Source organism: Paracoccus hibiscisoli (assembly GCF_005048265.1).
In the GTDB taxonomy this organism is placed as follows: domain Bacteria; phylum Pseudomonadota; class Alphaproteobacteria; order Rhodobacterales; family Rhodobacteraceae; genus Paracoccus; species Paracoccus hibiscisoli.
This window is the reverse complement of record NZ_SUNH01000049.1, coordinates 1-12,522: the sequence shown is the minus strand read 5'-3', so window position 1 is coordinate 12,522 and position 12,522 is coordinate 1. Positions and strand designations below refer to the sequence as shown.

The 12,522-nt window shown below is 54.2% G+C and carries 11 protein-coding genes and 1 pseudogene; 5 read left to right on the top strand and 7 right to left on the bottom strand.

What is annotated here, in order from left to right; all coding sequences use genetic code 11:
* Window positions 1-24: 24 nt before the first annotated feature.
* Window positions 25-249 (bottom strand): annotated as a pseudogene (locus FA740_RS18470) (IS5/IS1182 family transposase); the annotation flags it as partial.
* Window positions 250-728: 479 nt separating this feature from the next.
* Here FA740_RS18470 and FA740_RS18465 point away from each other — a divergent pair.
* Entirely contained in the window at window positions 729-1,862 is a 1,134-nt protein-coding gene (locus FA740_RS18465; protein WP_136858280.1) for an acyltransferase family protein, read from the top strand.
* A 550-nt stretch (window positions 1,863-2,412) separates the two neighbouring features.
* A complete protein-coding gene (locus tag FA740_RS18460) occupies window positions 2,413-2,847 on the top strand; it encodes a helix-turn-helix domain-containing protein (RefSeq protein ID WP_136858279.1) in 435 nt (144 codons plus the stop codon).
* 3 nt (window positions 2,848-2,850) lie between these two features.
* On the opposite strand, the gene FA740_RS18455 is transcribed toward FA740_RS18460, so the two are convergent.
* A complete protein-coding gene (locus FA740_RS18455) occupies window positions 2,851-3,900 on the bottom strand; it encodes a replication initiator protein A (RefSeq protein ID WP_246053728.1) in 1,050 nt (349 codons plus the stop codon).
* Between the two features lie 253 nt (window positions 3,901-4,153).
* Between FA740_RS18455 and FA740_RS18450 the strand changes: the two genes are divergently transcribed.
* Together FA740_RS18450 and FA740_RS18445 are read left to right on the top strand one after the other, a co-directional pair.
* Window positions 4,154-4,408 carry a type II toxin-antitoxin system Phd/YefM family antitoxin gene (locus FA740_RS18450; RefSeq protein WP_136858278.1) on the top strand — a complete coding sequence of 85 codons (255 nt, stop codon included), beginning with the start codon at window positions 4,154-4,156 and terminating at the stop codon, window positions 4,406-4,408.
* The gene (locus FA740_RS18445; protein WP_211243756.1) at window positions 4,408-4,830 is read left to right on the top strand and encodes a type II toxin-antitoxin system VapC family toxin; all 423 of its coding nucleotides are present in this window, start codon (window positions 4,408-4,410) and stop codon (window positions 4,828-4,830) included. The genes FA740_RS18450 and FA740_RS18445 overlap by 1 nt, the downstream gene beginning before the upstream one ends.
* Window positions 4,831-4,848: 18 nt before the next feature.
* On the opposite strand, the gene FA740_RS18440 is transcribed toward FA740_RS18445, so the two are convergent.
* On the bottom strand, window positions 4,849-5,475 hold the full coding sequence (locus FA740_RS18440; RefSeq protein WP_136858276.1) for a hypothetical protein: 627 nt from the start codon (window positions 5,473-5,475) through the stop codon (window positions 4,849-4,851).
* Window positions 5,468-5,722, bottom strand: coding sequence for a hypothetical protein (locus tag FA740_RS18435; protein ID WP_136858275.1), 255 nt, complete (start codon window positions 5,720-5,722; stop codon window positions 5,468-5,470). The genes FA740_RS18440 and FA740_RS18435 overlap by 8 nt, the downstream gene beginning before the upstream one ends.
* Before the next feature lie 158 nt (window positions 5,723-5,880).
* Between FA740_RS18435 and mobQ the strand changes: the two genes are divergently transcribed.
* Window positions 5,881-7,038 carry a MobQ family relaxase gene (gene mobQ / locus FA740_RS18430; protein WP_136858274.1) on the top strand — a complete coding sequence of 386 codons (1,158 nt, stop codon included), beginning with the start codon at window positions 5,881-5,883 and terminating at the stop codon, window positions 7,036-7,038.
* 136 nt (window positions 7,039-7,174) lie between these two features.
* Here mobQ and FA740_RS18425 read toward each other — a convergent pair whose 3' ends face one another.
* From FA740_RS18425 to FA740_RS18415, 3 genes are all read right to left on the bottom strand, one after another.
* The gene (locus FA740_RS18425; protein WP_136858273.1) at window positions 7,175-8,872 is read right to left on the bottom strand and encodes a glycosyltransferase; all 1,698 of its coding nucleotides are present in this window, start codon (window positions 8,870-8,872) and stop codon (window positions 7,175-7,177) included.
* Window positions 8,869-9,885 (bottom strand): hypothetical protein, encoded by a 1,017-nt coding sequence (locus FA740_RS18420; RefSeq protein WP_136858272.1) that lies wholly within the window; start codon window positions 9,883-9,885, stop codon window positions 8,869-8,871. Before FA740_RS18420 ends, FA740_RS18425 begins: the two co-directional genes overlap by 4 nt.
* A gap of 252 nt (window positions 9,886-10,137) precedes the next feature.
* Complete coding sequence (locus tag FA740_RS18415; RefSeq protein ID WP_136858271.1) at window positions 10,138-12,063, bottom strand: sulfotransferase; 1,926 nt, start codon at window positions 12,061-12,063, stop codon at window positions 10,138-10,140.
* Window positions 12,064-12,522 lie beyond the last annotated feature (459 nt).

Genomic DNA, 12,522 nt, shown 5'->3' with positions numbered 1-12,522 from the left:
AGGTTCCCCTTCCCCCGGACAGACTCATCCCACGGCTTCAGTGACGGGTATGCCGAGTGCGGCGAAGCCGTTCAGGACGACCACACGGATCTGAAACTCGGCAACCTGACGGTCGAAGTCCCTGGCAGTCAGGCGTTGGCCCAGCAGCTTCACACAATGCATCTTCGTTTCGACGCGGCTCCGGCGGTGATAGCCGCTCCATCGTCGCCAGATGGTTCGCCCGAAGCGGTGTGAAGCGCGCAGGGCTTGGCCCATCAGCAAACCGTTAGAGGCTTTGTGCATTAAAGTCGGAACATGCGCAAAAAGCCTCGCGCCGGGCTGCTACAAACCTCGTTCAGCACGTCTCCGGTTTCTGAAAGATCGCCCCCCCGCCCCACAACCCCTGGCTGATCCCCGCCCCCTCTGCGTTCCGCCGCATAACACCCATTACGGAGACGCGCAGAGGGTCTGGGTTGAGTGACGGTGCTTGGGAGACGCTGTCAGAAGCCCACTAGGACCAGGTCCAGCGCCGCCATGATCTCGGCGTCGCGATCCTCCAACGTCGTGACAGGACCGCGCAGCACTGCGCGCGGGACCGCCGCCAGAAACTGAGTGATCGCCCGTCTTTTAGTGCCTGTTTTTTATCAGCACGAATGAAGCGGTACATCGCATTGTTTTTAAACAATAAGCAACCGAAAGTTGAGTCTTAACTTAGTTGTCTATCTAGACTCACGGGCGCGTGATGTGACATGTGCAAGGGATCTTTTATTGCCAATGGTTTTATTATGTTCTCACCGAGCGCAACGCTTAGAACTATACAAAACGCCCCCCCAACATCTGCGCAAATTGAAGCTAGGCTTATTGACTGCGTTCGGGTGCTGTGCATCACGTTTATGATGTTCACCCATCTTAAAGAATACGAACAATCTAGCGTATACGGGGGTGACCTAAACATCCTTGGAGTACTTACGAACGACTACTTAGGAAGGGCTAGTGTTCCAGCATTGAGCTTAATTAGCGGCTATCTCCTAGTATTAGGATGGAAAAAAATTGATGCGCCAGATCTACGGAAATTTACAATCCGAAAGACTAACCGAGTAATAGTCCCGATGCTCACATGGAATCTAATATATATTCTTACAGTAGCTGCAGCGTACTTCACAATAAACTACCAGCACCGCGTAATCGAAATTATCCAAGATGGAAGCTTCATAGATATAGTTAACGCATTCACGTCACTGACATCTTCACCAGCAAATTTTACCCTACATTTCATCCGCGACCTGTTTGTAACCCAAATACTAATCTTCGGTATCCTCTCGCTTTGTGGGCGGTACCGGATTCCGATTCTAATCGCGTTTGGTGGTTACGCTTTGATTGCGCAGATGGAGCCGATTATTAGCCGGGAATTGATCGTAGTGTTCCTGGTAGCTGGCGCGCTGATGGCCTTGTACGGAGTGCGCTTGATCTCACTTGCCTCATCGCGTGCAGTCTTAGTCGTTTGTTTGGCAATGCTAGCCGTTCTAATTGCCTGGGGACCTCAGCCAAGAATAAATGTCTCTTCCTACACCTTCTTCGATCTATTCATGCGCATCGGAATATCGCTAAGCATCATCGTCGTGTCATTCTATCTTGCGCATCTATCAATTTGGAAAGTGTTTCGTTTCTTAGCCCCGGTTTCGTTTTTGACATACTTGCTCCATCTTCCGGTTACTAGCATGCTTTGGGCATTATGGAGTAAGGTTTATCCCAGCAATGACGGGCTGGCGTATGTAGCTTATTACTTCCTCGCTCCTCTACTCGCTTGGTCTATTGCAATAACTTTAAGTACTGGTTTGAATAAGAGACCAGCGCTAGCCTCAGTCCTTGGCTTGAAAGAATGAAGCCGCCACTCGAACAATAAGGCAATCATGCCATAGAAAATTAGCTGGCCGCCGAGGCTAGCGTTTCTACTGACATGAGAGCATAGGTAAGCGTGCGCTTATCAAAAATGCTCGATGTCATGGCGCTGGTGCAGGATGCGGATCACGTCGAGGGTGTAGCGTACGCTTAGGGTCGAATTCGCAATATTTTGGGCTGTCCGTTAACCAGACAGAAATGTCTGTGCCGTACCATATTCCCACTCCCCCGGTACCGCCTCCTCCTCCCTTTGCGGCGCCGGTGACACAACAGCCCCCGGTCCTGCCGCTCTGCTCCTCCCTGCGGCCAAGGCCGGGGGTCTTTGCATGCGTGACAGAGGTCACGCCAGGGCAGGGCCAGTGGCTCACTCGCTGTTGCTTCGTATTCTTGGGCGCCTGTCCAGAGACGTTGAATATTGGAGCCGAAGCGGCAAGGTGTTTTGAGATCCTGCTAGGATGGTGTAACATGCGTAACTGTAAGCCTCACAGTAACATGAGGCGAATTGCAACACTGTGAAGGCAAGCGGTTACACCTATGAGTTACACCCTAGGAGAAGCTGCGAAGGCGGTTGGTTTCAGTAAGCCAACACTTTCGAGAGCTATAAAAAGTGGGAAGCTCAGCGCAAGACGTCTGGATGATGGCTCCTATAGTGTCGATGCATCTGAGCTGGAGAGGTGGAAGGATGCTAACGGGCACAGAAACCGTGATGCGAAGCGAATTGCAACCCCCACTGAAACACCTGAAACACCCCTTGAAACCAATACATTGCAGGCTGAAGTTGAGAAGCTTCGTGCCCAAGTGGAATCCGACCAGCGAGAACGCGGTTTTCTTGAACAACGCATTGAAGATCTGAAGGACCGGGCGGACCGGGCGGAACGCAAGGAAGACCAACTTCACGCGCTCCTGGCAGACCTACGACCCCAAACCATCGCCAAACCGAAGGGGTTCTGGAGCCGGTTGTTTGGATAGTCGCTAGCGCAGGCTTTCTTGCTTTACACAGTAAGCTACAAAGGCGGCACCCGCATTTTTCGGTGGGTTCCCCTTAGCCGTTTCTGCCTGCACAAAGGCCAGCCAATCAGCTTGAAGGGCGTGATAGTCCCGACCCTTTTCCCGCGCTAGAGCACGGGCCTTTTCCTCGGCCCAATCAGGTAGGATAATAGCGGGAGCGATCTGTTTTTTTGCGTTCCGGGGCCGGAAGATTACGAGATCATCGCCAGTCAGCTCAATCCGGTAGAAGGGGGTATGATCGTCGGCGATAATCTGGCGAAGATTGAGCCGAAACTTCTTGAGGGGGGCATTGCTTCCGGTCTTTTCCTGAAGTTTGGCAAGGCCAATATGAAATTTTGGCTGGTTGCCACAATGTTTCCGCGCGATCTCGTAGAGACGGCGTTCCAGCGGGCGGCGTAGACGGAAGTAGTCATTCGAGATGGTGACGACCTGGTCAGAATCGATAGCCCGCATGAGCCAGTCCGACAGAACCACCTCGCAATAATCCAGCCGCCAAGAACCATCATCACGCATGACGAATCCACCTTCGTCAATCAGGCCAAAAATTCGAGTTTCCATACGGTCTCCCGTCTGAATATCGGTCTTGAAGGTCGTTCCTCGTAGGCGCTTGAAGGCTTGCTCTAGGCGTTGGTAGCCGAGGTTGTTGGTAGGCCTGTTCGTTGAAACTAGAAGTTCTCGCCCCGTAAACCTGACACGCTTACCGACCTTCTCACCCCGGTTTTTCATGTGCATCAGCTGGCTGATACAGAAGATCAGAATGTCCTTGTCGAAGATGGTCGGCAGGCCGTTGTAGGACGGCGTAATCTCTAAGCGAACATCCCCAGATGCATAATGCAAGTGGCGCATGTCTGGCTTCGTCGCCAGTGAGAACATGGGGTGTTCCATCGACGCCGTATCATCTTTCGGCACGACATCGGCGATGTCGAGGATGAAGAAGTCTTTCTGAGGGTGTCGATCAGGGAGTAGAGCCATGCTTAAGCCGTAGCATAAGTTCGCACTATCAGGAACCAACATTTCGCACTATCAGGAACCGCCGATGTTCGCACCTTTCGGAACCAAAATTCGCACCTTTCGGAACCCTAGTTCGCACCTTTCGGAACCCTGTGGATAGTTTTCTTTCTCATAAACAGGTGACTATAGGACATTTTCAGGCCCGTAACTTACTCCGTAGGTAACACTATTAACACTAGGAGATATGGTCGTCCGCTTGACATTTTGTAGTAAAGTATTTACGTAACTACTTTAAACTAATGAGGAGGTCTGAGCTATGGAACTGACAACGATCACCAGCCGGACGTTCAACCAAGATGCCAGCGGCGCAAAAAGAGCTGCTCAGAATGGGCCTGTGTTCATCACGGACCGTGGCAAGCCCGCGCATGTGTTGCTCAGCATTGAAGCCTACAGGCGGCTTACAGGGCAGCGAGAGAGTATCATTGATCTGCTGGCTGACACGGAAGCGGCAGAGGTCTCTTTTGAACCCGGTCGACTGAGTGGCCTCGCGAAGCCGGTTGACTTGTCCTGATGTTCATTCTCGATACGAACGTGGTCTCCGAACTTCGTAAGGCAAAGGCAGGCAAGGCGGATGCCAACGTCGTAGCCTGGGCGGCAGGTCAAGACCCGTCAGCCTTGTTCCTGTCGGCTATTACGCTTCTGGAGCTTGAAATGGGTATCAGGCAAGCCGAGAGGCGTGACAGCGCTCAGGGGGCCATTCTGAGAGCCTGGATGACGGATAGGGTGCTTCCGGCATTTGAGGGACGCATCCTGGCGGTAGACGCTCCTGTGGCGCTCTGCTGCGCTGCTCTGCATGTTCCTGACCCCCGCAGCGACAGGGATGCCCTTATCGCTGCGACAGGAATTGTTCATGCCATGCCAATCATCACGCGCAATGTGGCCGATTTCGCGCCGACAGGCGTGCAGATCATCAACCCATGGGACATCGCCTAGGACCAAGCTTGCTTAAGCTCACTGAGCTGCGTCCTGCCAGATGACACAGGCCAATCGCTCACCGGACGGCAGGGTTTCCCCACCAAAGGTTTTGCAGTCGCGGTGGGCTGCATCCTGGCGCAGCGCGGCCCCTGCATCCCAGAGGTGCTGGAACTTGGTAGCCGGTTCGCGGGCAAAGAACCCCACAGCGCCGCAGAGAGCCCCTATGAGGGCGATGATGCCCATTCTGCGCCACCGACCCTGCTGGTGGACCTCCATGACCCTCAGAAGCCGCTCTGCGGCGCTGTGGAAGGCTTTGCTGGCATCCTTCTGTGCCACAGCGGCGTCTCCGGCCCTGTGGGTGATTTCGATGGATGTCCCGCGCATTTCGCGTGCGGCCTCACTGACGGCATGGAGAGCGGCGCGATCCTGCAGCAGTGCCTTGTCCAGAATGGCCGCGATCTTCTTGCCGTTGGTCTCCCAGTCCGTGTTCTTGACGACCGTTGCCATGTAGGTGCGGGCATCCTTCACCGAGGCCGCTGTTGCTGCTGCCTGGCGCTGTACGTCGATCAGCGTTGTGGTGTTCTCTGCGGTGACGGAGACCAGGGCTTCCAGCATCTCGTCCTGGGGTGTGGGGGCGGCGGCAGGGTTTCTCAGCTCAGCCATTGCGCGCGGCCTTCTTGTCGAGGCTGGCTAGGAGCTGCTGAATGTCTTTCACATCGAGGTCGCGTGTCACCCGGTCGCGCAGTAGGCCTGCCAGCTTTGCGGCAGCGTCCGGGCTTTCCAATGCCGCCTTCACGACGACAGCCCCGACGATGATCTTGACGCGGGTGTCGGTGGCTTTCTTCTTGGTTCTGAGCAAGGCGAGCTTGGCTTCAGCCGTTGCAATCTGCTGGTCAATGGTCTTAGGCATTTCGAAATTCTATGGTCGCTCAATGGTTGTAAGTTTGGATGCGCCGAGCGTAGGGTGCAAGACACGAAGTGCACGAAGTGCTCACCTATACGTCACTGCGTGACGTGTGAGCGAAGGACCGCTGCGCATCCTTTCGAAACCAAGCCAAGAGGGCGATCATGGCGATTTATCATTTTGACGCCTCGGTGATCTCCCGCAGCAAGGGGCGCTCCGCGACTGCCGCAAGCGCGTATCGTGCCGCCGAGCGTGTCGTGGACCGTCGCACCGGCGAGGTGCACGACTACACCCGCAAGCACGGTGTCGAGCACACCGAGATCCTTGCCCCCGAGCATGCGCCGGACTGGGCGCGGGATCGCTCTGCGCTGTGGAATGCCGTGGAGCAGATCGAGCGCCGCAAGGATGCGCAGGTCAGCCGCGAGGTCCGCGTGGCCCTGCCCTCCGAACTGACGGCTGAGCAGAACCGCGATCTGGTGCGCGGGTTCGTCCAGGCGCAGTTCGTCTCCCGGGGGATGGTGGCTGACATCGCCCTTCACGCCCCGGGGCGTGAAGGCGACCAGCGCAACCATCACGCCCACATCATGCTGACCACCCGCGAGATTGGCCCCGAGGGGTTCGGGGCCAAGAACCGCGACTGGAACGCCAAGGAGGTGCTGGTGGACTGGCGGTCGTCCTGGGCCGAGCACGTCAACCAGACGCTCGAGCGCTGCAACGTCCATGAGCGGGTCGATCACCGCACCCTGGAGGCGCAGCGTGAGGAGGCGCTTGAACGGGCCTCTGTGGCCGAGCGCAACGGCGACGAGCGGGTCCACGTCGCGGAGATGGCGCGCGCGGTGGAGCTGGACCGCCCGCCCCTGCCCGATGTCGGGGCCCGGGGCTGGAGCATGATGCGGCGCGGGATCGCCACGCCGGCCTCTGATCGCTGGCAGGAGGTGCGGGAAATCGGTCTTCAGGTCCGCGAAGTGGCCCGCGAGTTCCAGACACAGGCCCGCGAATGGCTGGAGCGGACCCTGGACCGGGTGCAGGAGCGCGCAGCGGCGCTTGGCCTCGCCCGCGCCCCGGAGACGGCCCTGGAGCGGTTGCAAGCCGCGCGGGCATCCCGTGGGGCGATGGATGCGCCGCAGACCGCCCTTGAGCGGCTGCAGGCTGCGCGGGCGGTGCGCGGTCAGGATCGCGGTGTGGAGGTTGCGCGCAACGTCGAAAGCGCCGGGCATGCCCTCACCCAACAGGACCGGGAGAGGGAACGCATGCTTGAGCAGGAGCGGGCGGTGGAGCGGCAACGGGCCGCTGAGCGCAAAGGGCCGAGCCATGAAAGGTAAGAATACGATCTGAACAGGCCAAGGGCAACAATCGGACCAAATCCTCGGTGCGCGCGCGGGTCAAGACCCCGGGGCGCGGCAATCAGGCCAGGAGGCACGAAACGCCGCGCGTGACATGCGCGGCACCGAAGACCCCTTAAGCCAGTTTGCTTAGAATAAAGTCGTTCAGCAGCGACTTTTCGTACCCTTTGATCGAGGGGTTTGTGACCCAGCGGCGGTCAAGCCGCACGTTGTCCCACAGAGCATTAATATTGTTCCAACATTCTGTGCCTTTTCTTTCGTTTATTTGCATGCAGCGCGCTAGTTCAAAGGCCATCGAGGCATGCGCTATTTTTAAATGTATCGGAGTTGCATTTTCCAGCGCGGCGACTGCATTAAGGAAGGCAGAAATAGACACAAGTCGGTCCGCGATCTTAACGCCTGCCGAAAGATGATTTTGGGAGCCCTGACGCACCCAGTTATAGCTTTCAAACTTCATCATCGAAATGGAGCGGGCCGCGTTAAATACCTGTTGGTTAAAAACCCTATCCTCGCCCAGACGCATGCCCACATTGAATTTAATGCCCGCTTTGCTAATGAGATGTCGCCGGATGAGCATATTCCAGCTGGTATAAAGTTGGACTAGACCGGGCATGTCCGCATAACATGTGCGCAACACTTCTGGCTGGTGATAGTGTTCTGGAGAGTTCAAACTCGAATGGTTATCCACATGCATTACATGCGAGCCGCGCACAACATCTGCGGAAACAGACCAAGCCCGCTCTAAAAGCTGGCCGAGCCCACCACTGCGCAGCGTGTCGTCTCCATCGACAAAACAGACGTACTCCCCGCGCGCATTACGCATTCCAATGTTGCGCATTGCCGATGGCCCCAAATTATGGTTGGAACGAATGGGGATGACTCGTTCATCCCGCCGAGCAAGGTTTTCTACCTTGTGCCAGGTTTTATCAGTGCTGCGGTCATCTAAAACGATCACCTCTAAATCCTGTACGTCTTGCTGGGCGATCGAGGCCACGGCCTCCTGGATGGTTTTCGCGTTGTTATGTGTGGTGACGATCACCGACACCGCGGGGCTCTTTGTTATAACCTCGGGTGTGGCAAACGTCCTAGACGCGCTTGAGAACTGCGGGCGGGATGTCTCTAGTTTAGGCTCAGCCATAGGCTCTGCTACAACTTGCGCAAATTTATAAAAGCAAAAATATCGTTTTGCTTTTTGGCTGTGGTGCTCTGGTTCCAGCACACACTCCTGTAGAAAAGGTTGCAGTGAAAATGGTTCTATATTCAAATTAATATTAAAATACCCCCAGCCCTCGATATCCAAATACTCGGAAAAATCGCCGTTGTTGCTTAAAAACATATGGGACGGAGCCGCTAAGTATTTGCCCGATTTTTTGATCCTTTCAACCACGCGAAGCGCCATTTCGGGGGGCATATGAAATAGGATATCCCGCGCGATGATCAGATCGACGTCCGGTAAGGCTTCGGTGCTGACATCACGCACATGAAAATCCACACCGTCTTGGCCGTGCTTTGCGCGCAGCGCGTCAATAAGCCCTTGAGAAGATTCCCAGCCTTCATAAGTGATGTGCCGTCCGGGAATGGGGTGGGGAAAACCCAAATGCTGCATCCAGTTCCAATCGCCACACCCCAAATCCAATACGCTGCGGATCGGTAACTCTCGGAGCTTGCGCAACAAAAATTTAGAGGCCGCCGCTGCGGCTGTCAGTTTGCTGCCAGGCCCCGAGGCGGATTCACGACGTCCCTTGGATCTTTCCATCAGCCCATAATCCACAAAGGCCGCTGCGGCTTTTAGATTGCTATTGGTATCACTCATCCTGTCATCCTCGCCAAAAGCGCTGCCAAAAATGCCTCTCCGCCCTCAAAGGGCTGCGGAAACTGAGCACTAAGCGCGGGGGTCATTTTATACACCCGCCTTTGCGGATCCGAGATTTTTTGTCCGCTGCGGTAACGCCCAAGCGTCCAGTCGCTTTGGCATGCGGGTTTTTGCTGGTACTCCAGCAGTCGTTCGGCATAGTTGCGGCTCATTTGGTCGAGAACGTCTTTGCCTTTGATCCACGGCTCCGAAGCCACGTCATACATGCCCAAGTTTTGCGAACCGACCTTCATAAATCCAGAATAGTGCACAAAATCAAGCGGCAACCCATCCACGAATATAGCTCCGCTTGCATTGCGGGTGATCTCGCGCTGAAATGTATTCCAGCGCGCCAAGTTCAATGTCGGGCGCCGGATCACACCCACATGATCAAAATATGACGGTGCTAAATCAATCCACTTTTGGTCGGTAAACAAATGGCGCTTGGCATCGATCACACAGTGCCGCTGCAACCGGTGCCACCACCAGTCTGCAAACTTCTTGCCCTCTGCAGAGTTTCTGACCCCCAAAAATCCCAAGTTGAACGCGCCCACTCGGTGCTGGTTCAATTCAAACTTGACCCAGTCGTCTTGAGTATGCGGCAAACAGCAGTGAGGCGTCAGCACAATGTCCTTGGTGTGTAGTTTGTCGAGCACCACTGTCAGATCACTGTGGATTTCGCAATCTGGGTCGAAAAATAGAGCCGCTTCGCAGTCTTTACGCTCCAACAGCTTTTTTAGCACAAAACCTTTGATGGCGGTGGACAGCTCCATTACGCTGTGCCCAAAAACCCAAGCCATGTGGTTGGGCAGATCTTGCTCCAGCTCAGAAATTGACCACACTTCGTCAAAGTGGGAATCGCCAAAATCAAAATCGACTGGATATGTATCGGCGAGCATCAAAACTGTTTTGACATTCCCGAGATGTGCTTTGGCCGACGCCGCCAAAAGCCGTGCGTTGGGGTAATAGTTCAAAGCACAGGTTGTAAAAATATACCTCACGTCCACTCCGCTCGTTTTGGGTCACAAAGTCCAAAGACTTTAATGCGACTTGCCTTTTTTTGACCGTACTGCGCATAATGAAAAAGTGGACTTATGTCCATTTCAAGGACGTCTTTGTAAAGCACAGGATATTTGACTGTGGAAAAGATAGGCGATGGATTCCGCCCTTCGCTTTTGCCGAACCTTACATAGCGCTTGAGCGGATCAATAGCCCCCCTTAACTCGCTATGGGCGCTTCCGCAGCTGTCTAACTAGCCGGCCTCCGATGCGGATCGGTGCGCTGATCCGCCAAGAAGTGCTGGTTAAATACTCCCGGCGCACATCCTCGATCTGCTTCTTAAAGATCGTAATTTCATCTTTCTGGGACTGATGTGCTGCCTTCAACTTGTTCAACTCATCCTTCGCCACATTGTGCCGCCCTTCCAACGCCCTCAATTTGTTGAACTCATCCTTTGCCACGTTGTGCCGCCTTTCCAATTCCTTCAGCGCGGCTTTGGCAAATACTTCCAGCAGTTCAGCCCGTGTAAACCTACCGTCGGTATCTAAAATTAATTGGTCTTCAATGCTTTGTGGCGCAGCTGTTGGATTCTGAAGTGACACATCCATTCTGCAAAGCGCATCCCAAACCGCAATTGCTCGATCGCGTAAATCAGCAGACACCACATAAATTGGCCGGGGCCGGGACAACAACGAGGTGTCCAAAAAGTTTTTGCCATTTTGGGTGGGCGTATCGACGCCAAACTTGACCGAGACCGCCTGAAGTACATCAAAGCCGTTAATAATAGCGGCATGGCCAATAACCATGCAATCCTCTGGGTACGCTTGGCACAGCGTGATATATGCTTCGTTGTGCTCGACCCAAAGCCGTAATGCGAGGTCGGGGTCTTCGTAGAACCGCTTCGGCAGTTCAAGCGTGCCTCGAGTTTGTACAAATTCGCGCAGGCTTCTTTTCTGCATAGACAGTGCGCTGGCGTTGGGTAAACGATACAGCACCAACATTTTAAATTCCGGTGCGACTCGCATCCATTCAAACAAATACCGGCCGATGCGTGGGTCCTTCATACACCATGCGCCGTCGGATTGCTCTGCCCTTTGGTCAAAATAGGCGCGTAGCTCAGTCAAATCGTCTTCAGATAAAGACGCTTTCTGCTCAAGAGAGGTCGCCCAATCGACGCCCTTCGCGTTCATCAGCCGGTCGTGCATACTCACCAGCCCCCAGCTTTCGAAATAGCCTTTTGCATTATCCTCGTTTTCGTTCATCAGGTCGGTGCCTGCGCTGATGCCCGAATGGTGTAACATCCCCGCAACGGACGACGTACCGCTGCGGTGGAACCCCCCAACCACGATCCCATGGCCCGGCTCGCGCCGTTTGGGTGCGACTGTTGGCACGCAATTGGTCGAATAAACCTTGGGATCTTGCCATTCAATATCGCCAACTAGCGGATCGTTCCAGTCGATCACATCAATCTTGTCGTCAAAGGCTTGAGCATGCATTGCCCAGACAATTTGGCATTCGGGTTGCTTCAAAGATTGGCAAGTGTTGTAGACTCGATCCGCTAAATCTCTGGACACCTCCAGATGTCGGTAGTGGATCAGCCCGGTGTTACAGATCGTGACATCTGTTTTGGCACCCTGCGCCAGACGGGTTTTGATAAAATCCTTTGTGGGCTCCATATGCCGTGCATAGCGCTCGTAAGGCAGAGCGGCGTCGATTTCGACATTGACGGAGTGTTTGGCAGTCGGAGTCTTGCGGATTAAAAGAGATGCGTCCGTGGCCCGCTTGAGAATATTTGCAACATGCTCGGATGTGACATGAAATTTGTGATCGAAGTACAGAACTGATTTAGGTATTTGCAAGTTTTCTTCGATAATCGTGCTATTTTTTAGAAATTGGAGATACTTCACCCATTTTGATTGCAGCGACGTTTCAAGGTAATCATTCGCGAGAACCGGGTGAAACGTCTTAATAAATCGCCAGCCCTGCGCGTGGGCATATTTACCAATTACATCGCTGTTTGAGAAAAAAAGGCACTCCACACCTGAAGTTCTTGGCGCCTTATATATCCCAAAATCTCGATGGTCACCAAACAGGCCTGTCACTACATAATGATTTTCAAAGTCTTGTTTAGTATTGATTTTTTTTATTGTCATTTTAGGCGCTCAACGTTCAATTTTTGGGGAAACCCTTCAGCTCACCATCTATGCTAATCCGTTTTAAAGAGCAACGCCGATTTTTGGTTGTGTCTAATGGTCGTGTTGCACGGATCGACTCCAAATCGGTACGCGGCCTATCCGAGACGGAATTTAATCTGTGCGTTGGCTCTGTTGCGCAAATCAGCTAACGAACAGTTCTACCCATTCCCTAGGCGGATTTATCTTAGGGCGTTATCTGGCAAGAATGCCTAAGACTGTGTAGCCGTTCCGGATTGCAACGCGTACCTGAACCTCGGCGACTTGGCGGTCAGAGTCGCGCGGCATCAACTGGGCGTTGTTGCAGAACTCTGACCTTCGAGGATTCACATTTGTGAATCTATGCGGTTAGACGGTCCGCATGAGCAAGCCATCACCCGCCCGCTATCGCACGACGAACTGGTCTAGCTACACAGCCTC

Bases quoted from the DNA above. Each gene is read 5' to 3' on its own strand.
- FA740_RS18465 (WP_136858280.1), top strand. From the start codon at position 729: ATGTGCAAGGGATCTTTTATTGCCAATGGTTTTATTATGTTCTCACCG.
- FA740_RS18460 (WP_136858279.1), top strand. From the start codon at position 2,413: ATGAGTTACACCCTAGGAGAAGCTGCGAAGGCGGTTGGTTTCAGTAAG.
- FA740_RS18455 (WP_246053728.1), bottom strand. From the start codon at position 3,900: ATGTTGGTTCCTGATAGTGCGAACTTATGCTACGGCTTAAGCATGGCT.
- FA740_RS18450 (WP_136858278.1), top strand. From the start codon at position 4,154: ATGGAACTGACAACGATCACCAGCCGGACGTTCAACCAAGATGCCAGC.
- FA740_RS18445 (WP_211243756.1), top strand. From the start codon at position 4,408: ATGTTCATTCTCGATACGAACGTGGTCTCCGAACTTCGTAAGGCAAAG.
- FA740_RS18440 (WP_136858276.1), bottom strand. From the start codon at position 5,475: ATGGCTGAGCTGAGAAACCCTGCCGCCGCCCCCACACCCCAGGACGAG.
- FA740_RS18435 (WP_136858275.1), bottom strand. From the start codon at position 5,722: ATGCCTAAGACCATTGACCAGCAGATTGCAACGGCTGAAGCCAAGCTC.
- mobQ (WP_136858274.1), top strand. From the start codon at position 5,881: ATGGCGATTTATCATTTTGACGCCTCGGTGATCTCCCGCAGCAAGGGG.
- FA740_RS18425 (WP_136858273.1), bottom strand. From the start codon at position 8,872: ATGAGTGATACCAATAGCAATCTAAAAGCCGCAGCGGCCTTTGTGGAT.
- FA740_RS18415 (WP_136858271.1), bottom strand. From the start codon at position 12,063: ATGACAATAAAAAAAATCAATACTAAACAAGACTTTGAAAATCATTAT.